The organism is Pseudomonas sp. DC3200b2, from assembly GCF_049895785.1.
GTDB lineage: Bacteria > Pseudomonadota > Gammaproteobacteria > Pseudomonadales > Pseudomonadaceae > Aquipseudomonas > Aquipseudomonas massiliensis.
This window is the reverse complement of sequence record NZ_JAFCTA010000007.1, coordinates 1-14,867: the sequence shown is the minus strand read 5'-3', so window position 1 is coordinate 14,867 and position 14,867 is coordinate 1. Positions and strand designations below refer to the sequence as shown.

13 protein-coding genes and 2 pseudogenes are annotated in these 14,867 nt (G+C 61.3%); 6 read left to right on the top strand and 9 right to left on the bottom strand.

The window, feature by feature from the left end:
• Position 1 precedes the first annotated feature (1 nt).
• From nuoJ to nuoN, 5 genes are read left to right on the top strand one after another with little or no spacing between them, the layout of a single operon-like run.
• Positions 2 to 502, top strand: a complete 501-nt coding sequence (gene nuoJ / locus ACP691_RS18640; RefSeq protein ID WP_426153287.1) for an NADH-quinone oxidoreductase subunit J — start codon at positions 2 to 4, stop codon at positions 500 to 502.
• A 3-nt stretch (positions 503 to 505) separates the two neighbouring features.
• Positions 506 to 814 carry an NADH-quinone oxidoreductase subunit NuoK gene (gene nuoK, locus ACP691_RS18635; protein ID WP_040263822.1) on the top strand — a complete coding sequence of 103 codons (309 nt, stop codon included), beginning with the start codon at positions 506 to 508 and terminating at the stop codon, positions 812 to 814.
• Positions 811 to 2,661: an NADH-quinone oxidoreductase subunit L gene (nuoL, locus tag ACP691_RS18630; RefSeq protein WP_426153290.1), complete on the top strand. Its 1,851-nt coding sequence runs from the start codon at positions 811 to 813 to the stop codon at positions 2,659 to 2,661. Before nuoK ends, nuoL begins: the two co-directional genes overlap by 4 nt.
• 40 nt (positions 2,662 to 2,701) lie before the next feature.
• On the top strand, positions 2,702 to 4,234 hold the full coding sequence (gene nuoM, locus ACP691_RS18625) for an NADH-quinone oxidoreductase subunit M (protein ID WP_426153292.1): 1,533 nt from the start codon (positions 2,702 to 2,704) through the stop codon (positions 4,232 to 4,234).
• Positions 4,235 to 4,240: 6 nt separating this feature from the next.
• Positions 4,241 to 5,710 carry an NADH-quinone oxidoreductase subunit NuoN gene (nuoN, locus tag ACP691_RS18620; protein WP_426153294.1) on the top strand — a complete coding sequence of 490 codons (1,470 nt, stop codon included), beginning with the start codon at positions 4,241 to 4,243 and terminating at the stop codon, positions 5,708 to 5,710.
• Positions 5,711 to 5,783: 73 nt separating this feature from the next.
• On the opposite strand, the gene ACP691_RS18615 is transcribed toward nuoN, so the two are convergent.
• The 9 genes and pseudogenes from ACP691_RS18615 to ACP691_RS18575 all read right to left on the bottom strand — a co-directional run bounded on the left by ACP691_RS18615 (position 5,784) and on the right by ACP691_RS18575 (position 14,098).
• Entirely contained in the window at positions 5,784 to 6,182 is a 399-nt protein-coding gene (locus ACP691_RS18615; protein ID WP_426153296.1) for a VOC family protein, read from the bottom strand.
• Between the two features lie 25 nt (positions 6,183 to 6,207).
• A complete protein-coding gene (gene wrbA / locus ACP691_RS18610; protein WP_426153298.1) occupies positions 6,208 to 6,807 on the bottom strand; it encodes an NAD(P)H:quinone oxidoreductase in 600 nt (199 codons plus the stop codon).
• 137 nt (positions 6,808 to 6,944) lie between these two features.
• A complete protein-coding gene (mrdA, locus tag ACP691_RS18605; protein ID WP_426153300.1) occupies positions 6,945 to 8,837 on the bottom strand; it encodes a penicillin-binding protein 2 in 1,893 nt (630 codons plus the stop codon).
• Positions 8,838 to 8,906: 69 nt separating this feature from the next.
• Positions 8,907 to 9,983, bottom strand: coding sequence for an AI-2E family transporter (locus ACP691_RS18600; protein ID WP_426153302.1), 1,077 nt, complete (start codon positions 9,981 to 9,983; stop codon positions 8,907 to 8,909).
• Positions 9,984 to 10,073: 90 nt separating this feature from the next.
• A pseudogene (locus ACP691_RS18595) lies at positions 10,074 to 10,586 on the bottom strand (methyl-accepting chemotaxis protein); the annotation flags it as partial.
• A 345-nt stretch (positions 10,587 to 10,931) separates the two neighbouring features.
• Positions 10,932 to 11,753 (bottom strand): annotated as a pseudogene (locus tag ACP691_RS18590) (cache domain-containing protein); the annotation flags it as partial.
• 51 nt (positions 11,754 to 11,804) lie between these two features.
• On the bottom strand, positions 11,805 to 13,127 hold the full coding sequence (locus ACP691_RS18585; protein ID WP_426153304.1) for a sensor histidine kinase: 1,323 nt from the start codon (positions 13,125 to 13,127) through the stop codon (positions 11,805 to 11,807).
• Complete coding sequence (locus ACP691_RS18580; protein ID WP_426153306.1) at positions 13,124 to 13,792, bottom strand: response regulator transcription factor; 669 nt, start codon at positions 13,790 to 13,792, stop codon at positions 13,124 to 13,126. Before ACP691_RS18580 ends, ACP691_RS18585 begins: the two co-directional genes overlap by 4 nt.
• Positions 13,793 to 14,098, bottom strand: coding sequence for a PepSY domain-containing protein (locus ACP691_RS18575; protein WP_426153308.1), 306 nt, complete (start codon positions 14,096 to 14,098; stop codon positions 13,793 to 13,795).
• Between the two features lie 181 nt (positions 14,099 to 14,279).
• On the opposite strand from ACP691_RS18575, the gene queD reads away from it, so the two are divergent.
• Positions 14,280 to 14,636, top strand: a complete 357-nt coding sequence (gene queD, locus ACP691_RS18570; protein ID WP_040263840.1) for a 6-carboxytetrahydropterin synthase QueD — start codon at positions 14,280 to 14,282, stop codon at positions 14,634 to 14,636.
• Positions 14,637 to 14,867 lie beyond the last annotated feature (231 nt).

Sequence of the window (14,867 nt, the reverse complement as noted above, 5' to 3'; positions counted from 1 at the left end):
GATGGAATTCGCGTTCTATTTCGCCTCCGGCGTTGCGGTGCTGGCGACCCTCAGGGTCATTACCGGCACTAACCCGGTGCACGCCCTGCTCTACCTGATCATCTCCCTGATCGCCGTGGCCATGACCTTCTTCGCCCTGGGCGCACCCTTCGCCGGGGTACTGGAAGTGATCGCCTACGCCGGCGCCATCATGGTGTTGTTCGTGTTCGTGGTGATGATGCTCAACCTGGGCACGGCCTCGGCGCACCAGGAGCGGGAATGGTTCAAGCCGGGCATCTGGGCGGGCCCCATGCTGCTGGCCGCGCTCCTGCTGCTCGAGCTGATGTACGTGCTGTTCTCCGGCCCGGGCGATATCCCGGTCGGTGAAACCACCATCGGTCCCAAGGCCGTCGGCATCAGCCTGTTCGGCCCCTACCTGCTGGCGGTGGAACTGGCCTCGATGCTGCTGCTCGCCGCAGCCATCACCGCCTTCCACATTGGCCGCAACGAGGCGAAGGAGTAACCCATGCCAGCCATTCCTCTCGAACACGGGCTGGCCGTCGCCGGGGTACTCTTCGTCCTCGGCCTGGTCGGCCTGCTGGTTCGCCGCAACATTCTTTTCGTGCTGATGAGCCTGGAAATCATGATGAATGCCTCTGCGCTGGCCTTCATCGTGGCGGGCAGCCGCTGGGCCCAACCGGATGGGCAGATCATGTTCATCCTGGTGATCACCCTCGCGGCCGCCGAGGCCAGCATTGGCCTGGCGATCCTGATCCAGCTGTATCGCCGCTTCCATACGCTCGATATCGACGCTGCCAGTGAGATGCGCGGATGAACCTACTCTTCCTGACTTTCGTCTTCCCCCTGATCGGCTACCTGCTGCTGTCGTTTTCCCGCGGTCGCCTATCGGAAAATACCTCCGCGCTCATCGGCGTCGGCTCCATCGGCCTTTCCGCCCTGGTGGCGGCCTATGTGATCTGGCAGTTCAACATGGTGCCCCCGCCGGGCGGTGTCTTCACCCAGGTGCTCTGGACCTGGATTTCCGTCGGCACCTTCAAGCCGAGCTTCACCCTTTACCTGGACGGCCTCTCGCTGACCATGCTGGGTGTGGTGGTGGGCGTGGGCTTCCTGATCCACCTGTTCGCTTCCTGGTACATGCGCGGCGAAGAAGGCTACTCGCGCTTCTTCTCCTACACCAACCTGTTCATTGCCAGCATGCTGTTCCTGATCCTGGGCGACAACCTGCTGTTCATTTACTTCGGTTGGGAAGGCGTGGGCCTGTGCAGCTATCTGCTGATCGGCTTCTACTACGGTAACCGCAACAACGGCAACGCCGCCCTCAAGGCCTTCATCGTCACCCGCATCGGCGACGTGTTCATGGCCATCGGCATGTTCATTCTGTTCCACCAGCTGGGCACCCTGAACATCCAGGAGTTGCTGGTACGCGCGCCTGAGCATTTCAAGGTCGGTGATTTCTGGATCGTTCTGGCGACCCTCATGCTGCTCGGTGGCGCAGTGGGCAAATCCGCCCAGTTGCCCCTGCAGACCTGGCTGGCGGACGCCATGGCTGGCCCAACGCCGGTTTCGGCGCTGATCCACGCCGCGACCATGGTGACCGCGGGCGTCTACCTGATCGCCCGTACCCACGGCCTGTTCACCCTGGCGCCGGATATCCTGCACCTGGTAGGCATCGTCGGCGGCGTCACTCTGGTGCTGGCTGGCTTTGCCGCGCTGGTGCAGACGGACATCAAGCGCATCCTGGCCTATTCGACCATGAGCCAGATCGGCTACATGTTCCTTGCCCTGGGCGTGGGTGCCTGGGAAGGCGCCATCTTCCACCTGATGACTCACGCCTTCTTCAAGGCACTGCTGTTCCTGGCATCGGGTGCGGTGATCGTTGCCTGCCATCACGAGCAAAACATCTTCAAGATGGGCGGGCTCTGGAAGAAGCTGCCACTGGCCTACGCGAGCTTCATCGTCGGTGGCGCGGCCCTTGCGGCCTTGCCTATCCTGACGGCCGGCTTCTATTCCAAGGACGAGATCCTCTGGGAAGCCTTCGCCAGTGGCCATACCGGCTTGCTGTACGCTGGCCTGGTAGGCGCGTTCATGACGTCGCTCTATACCTTCCGCCTGATCTTCATCGCCTTCCACGGCGAAGCGAAGACCGAGGCGCATGCCGGTCATGGCATTTCCCACTGGTTGCCGCTAGGCGTGCTGCTGGTACTTTCCACCTTCGTCGGCGCCTGGATTCACCCACCGCTGGCCGGTGTGTTGCCGGAAAGCGCCGGCCACGCCGGGGGTGAAGCCAAGCACAGCCTGGAGATCGCCTCGGGCGCCATCGCCCTGGCAGGCATCCTGCTGTCGGCGTTGCTCTTCCTGGGCAAGCGCCGTGTCGCCACCGCCATCGCCAACAGCGGCCCCGGCCGTCTGCTCTCGGCCTGGTGGTTCGCGGCCTGGGGCTTCGACTGGATCTACGACAAGCTGTTCGTCAAACCCTATCTGTGGATCAGCCACGTGTTGCGCAGGGATCCAATGGACCGCGGCATTGGCCTGGTTCCTCGGCTGGTCAAGGGCGGGCACTCCGTCATGAGCCGTACCGAGAACGGCCAGCTGCGCTGGTATGCCGCTTCCCTCGCCTTCGGCGCCGTCGTGGTGCTGGGTGCTGTAGTGATGGCTGCCTGACTATGAACCTTGCGACTTTGCGAAAGGAAACGACCTCGTCATGATTCTGCCTTGGCTGATCCTGATTCCCTTCATCGGCGGCCTTCTGTGCTGGATGGCTGAGCGCTCGAGCGCCACCCTCCCCCGCTGGATCGCGCTGCTGACCATGTCCCTGGAGCTGGCACTGGGGCTTTGGCTCTGGACCCAAGGGGACTACTCCCTGGCGCCGGCGCCAGGCGCCGACCCGGTCTGGGCTGTCGAATTCAAGTGGGCGTGGATTCCGCGTTTCGGCATCAGCGTGCACCTGGCCCTGGACGGCCTGTCGTTGCTGATGATCCTGCTGACCGGCCTGCTCGGTGTGCTCTCGGTGCTCTGCTCCTGGAAAGAAATCCAGCGCCATGTGGGCTTTTTCCACCTGAACCTGATGTGGATCCTGGGAGGGGTCATCGGCGTGTTCCTGGCGCTGGACCTGTTCCTGTTCTTCTTCTTCTGGGAAATGATGCTGGTGCCGATGTACTTCCTCATCGCGCTCTGGGGCCATAGCTCGGCAGATGGCAAACGTACCCGGATCTACGCGGCCACCAAGTTCTTCATCTTCACCCAGGCCAGCGGCCTGATCATGTTGGTGGCGATCCTGGCGCTGGTGCTGGTGAACTACAACCATACCGGTGTCATCACCTTCAACTATTCGGACCTGCTCAAGGCGCACCTGCCCGCCGGCACCGAGTATCTGTTGATGCTGGGCTTCTTCATCGCGTTCGCGGTCAAGCTGCCCGTGGTTCCGGTGCACTCCTGGCTGCCAGACGCTCATGCCCAGGCGCCGACCGCCGGTTCCGTGGACCTGGCCGGTATCCTGCTGAAAACCGCGGCTTATGGCCTGCTACGCTTCGCCTTGCCATTGTTCCCCAATGCCTCGGCCGAATTCGCGCCCATCGCCATGGGCCTGGGCTTGGTCGGTATCTTCTACGGTGCCTTCCTCGCCTTCGCCCAGACCGATATCAAGCGTCTGATCGCCTATTCCAGCGTGTCGCACATGGGCTTCGTGTTGATCGGCATCTATTCCGGCAGCGTCGAAGCACTCCAGGGCGCCGTGGTGCAGATGGTTGCGCACGGCTTGTCCGCCGCCGCGCTGTTCATCCTCAGTGGCCAACTGTACGAGCGCCTGCACACTCGGGACATGCGGGAAATGGGTGGCCTGTGGTCACGTATCGCCTACCTTCCCGCAATCAGCCTGTTCTTCGCGGCCGCGTCCCTGGGGCTGCCCGGTACGGGCAACTTCGTGGGCGAATTCCTGATCCTGCTGGGCAGCTTCGCCGTGGCGCCCTGGGTTACCACCATCGCGACCTTTGGCCTGGTGGTAGGCTCGGTCTACGCGCTGATCATGATTCACCGCGCCTATTTCGGGCCGGCCAAGTCCGATACCGTGCTACACGGCATGGATGGCCGCGAACTCGCCATGATCCTGCTGCTGGCGGTGCTGCTGGTGCTGCTGGGTGTGTATCCGCAACCCATTCTGGACACCTCGGCCGCGACCATGGCGGGCGTCCAGCACTGGTTCGGCTCGGCTTTCTCTCAACTTGCATCGGCCCGGTAACCTGCAATGGAACTGACCTCTCAACACTTTCTGGCATTGGCGCCGCTGCTGATCACCAGCGTCACCATCGTGGTGGTGATGCTGGCCATCGCCTGGCGCCGCAACCACTCCCAAACCTTCCTGTTGTCCTGCGCAGGGTTGAACCTGGCGTTGCTGTCGATTCTGCCAGTGCTCAAGGTGACTCCCCTTAGCGTCACCAGCCTGTTGCAAGTGGATGACTTCGCTTGCCTGTACATGGCGCTGATCCTCATCGCCACTCTGGCCTGCGTCACCCTCGCCCACGCTTACCTGGGCGACGCCGGGGCCGGTTATCCGGGTAACCGCGAAGAGCTGTACCTGCTCATCCTACTGGCCGCGGCAGGCGGGATGGTTCTGGTGTGCGCCCAGCAGCTGGCCTCGCTGTTCATCGGGCTGGAGCTGCTGTCTGTGCCGGTATACGGCCTGGTGGCCTATGCCTACTTCAACAAGCGCTCCCTGGAAGCAGGCATCAAGTACATGGTGCTATCGGCGGCCGGCTCGGCGTTTCTCCTGTTCGGCATGGCGCTGCTGTATGCCGATGCCGGTACGTTGAGCTTCAGCGGAATCGGCGCGGCCCTGGCCGCCACCGGCATGCCGAGCATGATGGCGCAGCTGGGCCTGGGCATGATGCTGGTAGGCCTGGCGTTCAAGCTGTCCCTGGTGCCCTTCCACCTGTGGACTCCGGACGTCTACGAAGGTGCTCCCGCTCCGGTAGCTGCCTTCCTGGCGACCGCCAGCAAGGTGGCCGTCTTTGCCGTGATCGTGCGTCTGTTCCAGCTCTCGCCCGCCGCGAGCAGTGGCGTGTTGAACAATATCCTGAGCCTGATCGCCATCGCCTCCATTGTGGTGGGTAACTTGCTCGCCCTGAACCAGAGCAACCTCAAGCGGCTGCTGGGTTACTCTTCCATCGCCCACTTCGGCTACCTTCTGATTGCCCTGGTGGCAAGCAAGGGCCTGGCCCTGGAAGCCATCGGTGTCTACTTGGCCACCTATGTCATCACCAGCCTGGGCGCCTTCGGCGTGATCACGCTGATGTCCTCGCCCTTCAAGGGGCGCGACGCCGACGCACTCTTCGAATACCGCGGGCTGTTCTGGCGACGCCCCTACCTCACCGCCGTGCTGACCGTGATGATGCTTTCCCTGGCCGGCATCCCGCTCACCGCAGGTTTCATCGGCAAGTTCTACATCATGGCTGCAGGCGTGGAATCCGGCCTGTGGTGGCAAGTCGGCGCATTGGTCCTTGGGAGCGCCATCGGCCTGTTCTACTACCTGCGTGTCATGGTCACCATGTACCTGCGCGAATCGAGCATTCCGCGCCAAGACGCGCCGCTCAACTGGGAACAGCGTACGGGTGGCGTCATGTTGCTTGCCATCGCCATTCTGGCATTCGTGCTCGGTGTCTATCCACAGCCGCTGGTGGACCTGGTGCAGCATGCGGGCCTGCATCTGATGGGCTGATACCTTGGCCATAAAAAAACCCGCTCACGCGGGTTTTTTTATGGGGGCAGTGGTCAGGGACCATACAAGAGGGTCATAGCCCATCCGCATGCACGAAACAAAGCTTGTTACCCTCAGGGTCCCGGCAGTAGGCGCCGTAGTAGTCGGGCGCATAGCGAGCGCGCAGGCCGGGCGCCCCCTCGTCACTGGCCCCATTGGCCAGAGCCACGGCCCAGGCGGCATCGACCTGCTCGCGGGTGCCACAGGCGAAGCTGACCTGGTGACCGTTACCGGGAGACGCCGGCTGGCCATTGAACGGCTCCTGCACGAAAAACTGTGGCCAACGCTTGCCCGGTAGCTGCCAGCCCTTTCCAGCCGGACCACCGTCTTGTTCCTCGGGCATGGGGACCAGGCCTATTCGAGGCAACACTTGGTCGTAAAACGCGACCAGGCGCTTCAGGTCACGAGCCCCCACAATGATGTGTGAATACATGCTCAAGCCCCTGGCTGCTGGCCGTTTAGCTGAAAAGCTTGGCCGCGGTCCGGGCGACCAGTTCCCCTTGATGACGGGCACCGGCCAGCTCGATTTCGCTCGGCTGCCGGCTGCCATCGCCGCTGGCGATAGTCGTGGCGCCGTAGGGCGCGCCGCCGACGATCTCGTCCATGGTCATTTGGCCTTGGTGGCTATAAGGCAGTCCCACAATGACCATGCCGAAGTGCAACAGGTTCGTGATGAGCGAAAACAGCGTGGTTTCCTGGCCGCCATGCTGGCTGGCTGTGGAGGTGAAGGCCGCGCCGACTTTCCCATTCAGAACGCCCTTTGCCCAGAGCCCCCCGGCCTGGTCGAGAAAGGCTGCCATCTGGCTGCTGACCCGGCCGAACCGCGTCGGGCTGCCGAGAATGATCGCGTCATAGTTGGCCAGATCTTGGACCGTAGCGATGGGGGCCGCCTGGTCAAGCTTGAAATGGGCGGCCTTTGCCACTTCCTCCGGAGCGGTCTCCGGTACCCGCTTCACATCGACGCTGGCGCCAGCAGCGCGCGCACCTTCAGCGATGGCGTTGGCCATGGTTTCGATATGCCCATAGGAGGAGTAATACAGAACAAGAACTTTAGCCACGATGATGCTCCCTTGTGTCGCCGCGTCGACATGACACGGCTCATCAACTTCGCATAGCCTGGGACAGGTTAAAAACAAGTTGATTCGAAGGGTTTGATCGAAGCACTGGATCTACCCGCCCGGACCGCCGGCCAGGTTCAGGTCGCTGGCGGCCTGGCTGGCGGTGTGGGGCTCGCGTACTGAGGCTTTAGATGACCGTTTTGATCGAGCAGCCAGGCGTCCAGAACCTCACGTACCACCGGGCCTGCCACGCGCCCGCCGGCTTCACCGTTTTCGATCATTACAGCCACGACTATCTTGGGGTTTTCCGCCGGGGCGAAGCCAACGAATAAGGCGTTGTCGCGGTTTCGCTCCAAGGTTTTCTCCCGGTTATAGCGCTCCCCCTGGCGTATCGCTACCACCTGTGCGGTACCGCTCTTGCCAGCAATGCGATATTGCGCGCCGACGGCGGACTGCCGTGCGATGCCGCGAGGGTCGTGCAGTACCGCCTGCATGCCTCGGTTCACTTGCTCCCACTCGCCTGGGTCACGGAGCACGATATTGGGCATGGGATTGCTATCGACGGGCGGCTCGCCGCCTACACTTTCGGCCAGGTGCGGGCGATGCCATACCCCCTTGCTGGCGATCAGGGACGTGGCCTGGGCCAGTTGCAAGGGCGTGACCTGCATGTACCCCTGCCCAATGCCAAGAATGAGGGTTTCTCCCGGGAACCAGGGCTGCCGCCGCGTGGCACGCTTCCATTGCTCAGACGGCATCAAGCCTGGCGCTTCCTCGAACATGTCCAAGGATACTTTCTGCCCAATGCCGAAGCGGCTGAGATAATCGTGCAACCGGTCGATGCCAAGACGATGTGCCGTTTCGTAGAAATAGGTGTCGTTCGAGCGCATGATGGCCGCGTACAGATCGACCCAACCGTCACCGCTGCGGTTCCAGTTGCGGTATTTGTGGTCGTAGTTTGGCAATTCATAGTAGCCGGGGTCGAATACGCGGGTGCCTGGGGTGATCACTCCGCTGTCCAGGCCAGCGATGGCGACCTCCGGTTTTATGGTGGAGCCTGGCGCATAGAGCCCCCGTAAAACGCGATTGAATAAGGGCCGGTCGATGGAGTCGCGCAGGGCCGTGTATTCTTTGTAGCTGATCCCCGTCACGAACAGGTTGGGGTCAAAGCTCGGCTCGCTGACCATGGCCAAGACATCCCCATTCTGCGGATCCAGCGCCACTATCGCGCCCCGCCGCCCGTTCAGGGCTTTCTCGGCCGCCAGTTGCAGGTTCGCATCCAGGGTCAGGGTAATGTTCTTGCCGGCTACCGGGTCGGTATGGCGCAAAACGCGCATTACTCTGCCTTGCGCGTTGGTTTCTACTTCCTCGAAGCCGACATGCCCATGCAATACGCTTTCATAGAAGCGTTCCACCCCCGTTTTGCCCACCGACTGCGTGCCCCGGTATTCCACCGGGTCCAATACCTTGGCTTCCTTCTCGTTGATGCGGCCTACGTAGCCGAGCGAATGCGCGAACTCTTCGCCCAAGGGATATTCACGAACGAACTGTGCCTCTACGTCGATGCCGGGTAGCAGGAACTGATTGACCGCGATCAGCGCGATCTGATCCTCGGTCAGCTCATACATGAGGGTGACCGGTTCGAAGGGATGCCTCGCACGGCGTAGGTCTTTATCGAACTCGTGGCGTTGCTCTTCAGGCAGGTGCAGGATTTTAGCGAGTTGATCCAGCACCGCTGGTGTATCGCCGGCCCGCTCGCGGGTCAATGTGAGGTTGAAGCTGGGACGGTTGTTGGCCAGCACCACGCCGTTGCGATCGTAGATCAGGCCGCGCTCAGGCGGGATCGGCAGCACATGCACTCGGTTGTTTTCGGAAATGGTCGAGTGATAGTCGTATTGGACTACCTGAAGGAAATACAGACGGGCGATCAGCGCAAGGGCCAACCCAAGTATCAGTACAGCGCAGGCGACCAGCCGCCCGTTGACCAGGCGCTGTTCTTTGTCGTGGTCCTTCAGGGGTATGGGATCTGGCATCGGTAACGCTCGTGTGAACCTATCGAAACATCCGCCCGCGGCGGGGCGTTCGATAGGCTCTTAACGCAATTACCGAGGCAGGTCGGGGGGCAACTGTACAGCGGGGCGGTCGCCGACGAAGATGCTCCAGGTGGAGACGAACAATGCAGCGATCAGCGGGCCGATCACAAAGCCGTTGAGCCCGAAAACGGCCAAGCCTCCCAGGGTGGAGATCAGCACCAGGTAATCCGGGAGCTTGGTGTCCTTGCCGACCAGGATAGGGCGCAGCACGTTGTCCACCAGACCAATGACGAACACCCCGTAGAGGGTGAGCACCACGCCGCGCCACATCTCGCCGTCGAGCATGAAGTAGGCCGCTACCGGCGCCCATACTACCCCAGCACCTACGGCCGGCAATAATGAAAGAAATGCCATCAACACTGCCCACAGCAGGGCGCTGGGGATATCGAGAATCCAGAAGATCAACCCGCCCAGGGCGCCTTGAGACACGGCAACCAGCATGTTGCCCTTGACTGTGGCGCGTACCACCCGGGTGAACTTGAGCTGCAGGCGGCGCTTCTGCGGCTCGGCCAATGGCACCGCCAGGCGCATCTTGCGCACCAGTTCGGGCCCATCGCGCAGAAAGAAAAACACAAGGTAAAGCATCACCCCGAAACTGACGATGAAATCGAGCGTGCCCTGCCCGAAGCTGAAGGCCTGCGAGGTCAGCGCCTCGCTACCTTGCATGGCCCTGGCTGCCACTTTTTCCCGCAGGCTGTCCAGGTTACCCATGCCCATGCGGTCAAGCAGGCTCTGAGCGCCGCTGGGCAAGGCATGCTTGAAATGGGTGACATAGCTGGCAACGTCGATCTCTCCGTTCTGGACGGCTTTGTATAGCGCGGTACCCTCCTGTACCAACAGCGCGCTGATGATGATCACTGGCAACACGGCGACCACCACACAGATGGCCAGGGTGATCACGGAGGTAACATTGCGAGGCCACTTGTACCTTTGGATCAGTTTGCGCTGCAGTGGCGCGAAAAGAATACCCAGGATGATGGCCCAGAAGACCGCCCCGTAATACGGCAGGAGGATCCAGATGAAAGCGAGGGTGACCAATACAAGCAAAACCAGCAGCGTCTTGTATTGCAGTGTGTTTTCGTTCATGCGCGTTCCGTCGTGGCAAGCAGGGCGCCCCGTCTGGAGCGCCTGCTGCTTAGGCCCGCAACGGCACGGTAAGTGCCGTGGAACTCGCTGTCAGATGCGGAATTGCGAGACCAGTCGACCCAAGCCTTGGCCCAGCGCCGCCAGCTGACGCGCGGTTTCAGCACCCTGGCGGGTTTCGTCAGCCACCTGATCCACCGCGCCGGCGATCTGATGCACGCTGCGGTTGATCTCCTCGACGACCGCGGTCTGCTCTTCGGCGGCGGTGGCGATCTGGGCATTCATGTTGCTGATGGTTGCAATAAGATGCCCCATCGCGTCCAGTGAACGACCGGCCTCGTTGGCGCGGGTGCTGGTACCCTCCCCGGCTTCGCTGGAACGCCGCATAGCTTCCACCGCATCGCGGGTGCCTTTTTCCAGGCGGTCGATCATGCCCTGGATTTCCTGGGTGCTTTGCTGGGTCCGGCTCGCCAGAGCGCGCACTTCGTCAGCCACTACGGCAAAGCCGCGGCCTGCCTCGCCAGCGCGCGCCGCCTCGATGGCCGCGTTCAAAGCCAGCAGGTTGGTTTGCTCGGCAATGGAGCGGATCACCCCTAGCACACTGACGATGGAACGAACTTCGTTCTGCAAGGTGTCCAGCGAGTTGCCGCTGAGCTGGATGTCCGCGATCAGCGAATGGATCTGCGCAACGCTGCTATCGACCACCACCTTGGCCTGGCGGCCTTCCTCATCGGTCTCCAGGGCGGCGGTCGCCGCGCCCTGGGCACTGCGGGCCACTTCCTGGGCCGCGCCGGACATTTCATTCACCGCGGTGGCCACCTGGTCGGTTTCCTGCCGCTGGCGCTCCATGGCGCGCTCCGAACGCTGAGCCTGGTCCGCTACATCGCTGACCAAACCGGTCAGTTGGCCGGTCATGTCAGCGATCTGGCGTACCAGCCCATGGATTTTCTCGGCGAAACGGTTGAATGAGCCTGCCAGGGCGCCGAGTTCATCCTGGCTGGTAACCGGCAGCCGACGCGTAAGGTCACCTTCACCGGCGGCGATGTCATCCAGGCTTTGCTTCATCAACAACAGAGGACGAAGAATATTGCGTGCCAGCAGCAAGCCGACCACCGCGATGATGGCCAGCAGCACTACGGCGATGCCGACGATGCTCATCAGCAGGTCGAGGGTACGAAGGTGTACCGCCTCGCGCACCTGCTCGAGCTGGGCGTCGATTCCATCAAGATTCACCGCGGTGCCAATGACCATGTCCCACTTGGGCAAATATTCGGAGTAGGCCAGCTTGGGCACCAGCTGCTGAGTACCGGGCAGGGTCGAGGAGTAATTCACGAAGTGAGTACCGCTCTTGCCGACATTGACCAGTTCGCGGTTGACGTAGACACCGTTGGGGTCTTTGGCGTCGATGAAGCTTTTGCCGACACCTTCGCTGCTGTTGCCTTTGAACAGCCGTACCGCCTGGCCGTCGTAACCGAAGAAATAGCCATCGGTGCCATAGGTGACCTGGGACAGCATCTGGATGACCTGAGCACGCGGGGCGGGATCGCCTGGCATCGCGGCGTCGTACACAGGCTTGACCGTCCCCAGTGCAATGGCAACGAAGTTCTGCAGCGAGGTACGCGCATCTTGCAAGTACCGCTCTCGGGTTTCCTGCACTTCCTGCGCCGCTTGCTGGCGAAGGATGTAGAGGGTGAACAGGCTGATGATCAGGGCGAACAGGAGCACGGGAACGATGGCGACGGACAGGACCTTGCCTTTCAAGCTAAGGCGCATGGCGAATCTCACGGGCAGAGAATGAATATCTGCCTTATCGGCCGGTGGCGTTCAAAGTTGAGCCCTGTAACGGTTCGGTAGGGTCACGCTTACTCGCAGGCCTCCTGAGGCGCTGCTGCCCAGAACGAGGCGCCCATGGCAGGCATCGACGATATCGCGCACGATGCCCAGGCCCAGACCATGCCCCATGGCGGCTTCATCCAGACGCTCTCCTCGAGCCAACACCTGCTCCCGTGCCGCTGGAGCGATACCTGGCCCGTCGTCTTCGACCTCGATACTGTAGCCCTCGGGATTGGCTGAAAGCGTCAGGCAGACCTGGCTATCACCCCATTTGCAGGCATTGTCCAACAGGTTACCCAGCATCTCCAGGACATCTTCCCTGTCCCAGGGCAATACCAACGCGGGTGGACTTATCCATTTCATGCTCAGGTGGTTGCCATGAATGGCCTGCAATGTGGCGAACAGCCCTGGTAATTCGGCGTCGCAATCGAAAGGTACCCCAGGTAGCGCCTCCCCAGCCAGGCGCGCGCGACTCAACTCCTTGTCGAGCCGCGCTTGTACCTGGCCAAGTTGTTCGAGCAAGACGGCACGCAAATCGGGGTGGGCCTCCAGACGCGGCCCATTGACCTGGCTGAAGAGCACGGCTAATGGGGTCTTCAGGGCATGCCCCATGTTACCCAGGGCCGTACGGGCTTTATGCAGGCTATCTTCGGTATGGGCCTGTAGATGATTGATCTGGTCGATCAAGGGGGCCAATTCCGAAGGGGCGGCAAGCTGCAACTGATTACGCTCCCCGCGCTGAAGCTGCGCCAGCTGGATACGCGTCATCTCGAGCGGCCGCAACGCGCGCTTGAGCATCCAGCGCTGCAAGCCAAGCAACAGGACCAGCAACGTCACACCCACGGCGCCCCCCCAATAGCGCACACGGTCGAAGCTTTCATGTATCGGAGTGTAATCCTGGCCCACCGTGATAGAGATGGAAGATCCGAGTCGTCGGTAGTCCGAGCGCAGCAGGATCAACTCTTGATTGTCAGGACCAGGCGCCCGTGAAAGCCCGGGCTGGGCAAGCGCGGGAAACTGGGCATCCCAAAGCGAACGCGAACGCAATTGGTGTCCCGGCAGGTTTATTTCGTAGTAGTAACCGGAAAACGCGCGCTGATAGGCCGGCAGGGCGCGCTCTTCCAGCAGCCCTATCTCGCCTTGCTGCCGTACCAGGGCAAGCAGCAAGGTTTCGCTCTGGCTACGCAGATTGTTCGCCAGGTAGCCCTCGATCCCTTTCTCGAAGAGCCATAATCCCGCCTGGGCGAAAGCCAGCCCCCCAAGCGCTAGCACGCCAAGCAACCCGATACTGAGCCGTGCCTGTAACGACCTCATTCTCTCGGGCAGCCAAAGCAGTAGCCTTGCCCGCGCCGGGTTTCGATGATCTCTCGCCCTAGCTTGGCGCGCAGATGGTTGACGTGGACTTCTAGCACGTTGGAATTGCGCTCGGTCTCTCCATCATACAAGTGATCGGCCAGGCGGCTTTTGGAAAGTATCTGCCCCGGATGCAGCATGAAGTAGCGCAGCAGCCGAAACTCGGCGGCCTTCAGGTTGACCGGGCCGCTGGGGGTCGAAACCGACTGCGTGGCTTCGTCCAGCGTCAGGCCACCGGCTTGCAATCGGGGCTGATTCGCTACCCCTTTGGAGCGTCGAACCAGAGACTGCAACCGCAGCAGAAGCTCTTCGGGATGGAAGGGTTTATTGAGGTAATCATCTGCGCCGGCCTTTAGCCCCTCGATCCGTTCCGCCCAGGAACCTCGGGCTGTCAGTACGAGCACAGGCAGGGTCGAGCCGTGGGCCCGCCAGCCTGAAAGGACTTGCAAGCCCGGTATCCCAGGCAAGCCCAAGTCCAGGATCGCGCAATCATAAGGTTCGGTCTGGCCTTGCGCCAGGGCATCTCGGCCGTCGCTCAGCCAGTCCACCGCATACCCTTGCTTCTTCAGGAGTGCAAGCAACTCATCAGCCAAGGGGACCGAATCTTCCACCAATAGCAACCGCATTCAGTCATCGTCCTTATCTTCAAGCAGGTCACCGGTCACCGCGTTGAATTCAAGCTCCCGGACTCGCCCGTCCGGCAGCAGGATCTCGAATTCATATCGATACCCAGCGTGCTCCTGCTCCAGTTCCGCCTCGAGCAGGACACCACCAGGGTACCCCGCCAAGGCTTTATCCAGCAGTGACTCCAAGGGCAGGATGGCACCTGACTGGCGTAATTGAAGTGCTTCATCCTGGTTCAAGTCTCGAGCCACAAGGCCGGTCGAGGCGAACATCGCCAACATCCAACCTGCTGCACGCAGCACAGACATCTTCACTCCTCCAAGGGTTCGCCTCGGCTGCTTAAGGGGAGCCGGATCGCTGCCTGGATGGCAGCGTGCTTCCCCTGACTTTAGGACATCGCCCTTAAACCAGGCTGAATCCAGCAGCCTGCGCCGGAGTATCTGGATACTGGTAAGATGGCGCATTGTCTTTTTGCTGGGTGTCTAGCGCGTGGAAATTTTTAAAGAGTTCACCTTCGAATCGGCGCATAAGTTGCCGAACGTCCCTGAAGGCCATAAGTGCGGGCGCCTGCACGGCCACTCATTCAAGGTCGGCATTCATCTATCCGGGCCTGTTGACCCTCATACAGGCTGGATTCGTGACTTCTCCGAGATCAAGGCGATTTTCAAACCCATCTACGACCGTCTCGACCATAACTACCTGAACGAGATTCCTGGTCTGGAAAACCCAACCAGCGAGAATCTCGCAGTATGGATCTGGGACGAACTCAAGCCTCTTCTACCTGAGTTGAGCAAGGTTCGCATACACGAGACCTGCACCAGCGGCTGCGAGTACAGTGGCAACTGAACTGTGACTTGAGCACGAACTGCCTCACCAAGGGCTGGTTGGCTCTTGGTCAAGGCTTCGAGCAATACGCGCGGGACCTGAGACTGTTTCCTTGAAGCCTGCGGCTCGACGCGTGCCGTTTCAGACCCGCAAAAGACAAAACCCCTGATCGCAGGGCGACCAGGGGTTTTGGGAATGAATCTTGACGATGACCTACTCTCACATGGGGAAGCCCCACACTACCATCGGCGA

Excerpts from the sequence above, each read along its gene's own strand:
- nuoJ (WP_426153287.1), top strand. The coding sequence starts at position 2 with ATGGAATTCGCGTTCTATTTCGCCTCCGGCGTTGCGGTGCTGGCGACC.
- nuoK (WP_040263822.1), top strand. The coding sequence starts at position 506 with ATGCCAGCCATTCCTCTCGAACACGGGCTGGCCGTCGCCGGGGTACTC.
- nuoL (WP_426153290.1), top strand. The coding sequence starts at position 811 with ATGAACCTACTCTTCCTGACTTTCGTCTTCCCCCTGATCGGCTACCTG.
- nuoM (WP_426153292.1), top strand. The coding sequence starts at position 2,702 with ATGATTCTGCCTTGGCTGATCCTGATTCCCTTCATCGGCGGCCTTCTG.
- nuoN (WP_426153294.1), top strand. The coding sequence starts at position 4,241 with ATGGAACTGACCTCTCAACACTTTCTGGCATTGGCGCCGCTGCTGATC.
- ACP691_RS18615 (WP_426153296.1), bottom strand. The coding sequence starts at position 6,182 with ATGTATTCACACATCATTGTGGGGGCTCGTGACCTGAAGCGCCTGGTC.
- mrdA (WP_426153300.1), bottom strand. The coding sequence starts at position 8,837 with ATGCCAGATCCCATACCCCTGAAGGACCACGACAAAGAACAGCGCCTG.
- ACP691_RS18600 (WP_426153302.1), bottom strand. The coding sequence starts at position 9,983 with ATGAACGAAAACACACTGCAATACAAGACGCTGCTGGTTTTGCTTGTA.
- ACP691_RS18585 (WP_426153304.1), bottom strand. The coding sequence starts at position 13,127 with ATGAGGTCGTTACAGGCACGGCTCAGTATCGGGTTGCTTGGCGTGCTA.
- ACP691_RS18580 (WP_426153306.1), bottom strand. The coding sequence starts at position 13,792 with ATGCGGTTGCTATTGGTGGAAGATTCGGTCCCCTTGGCTGATGAGTTG.
- ACP691_RS18575 (WP_426153308.1), bottom strand. The coding sequence starts at position 14,098 with ATGTCTGTGCTGCGTGCAGCAGGTTGGATGTTGGCGATGTTCGCCTCG.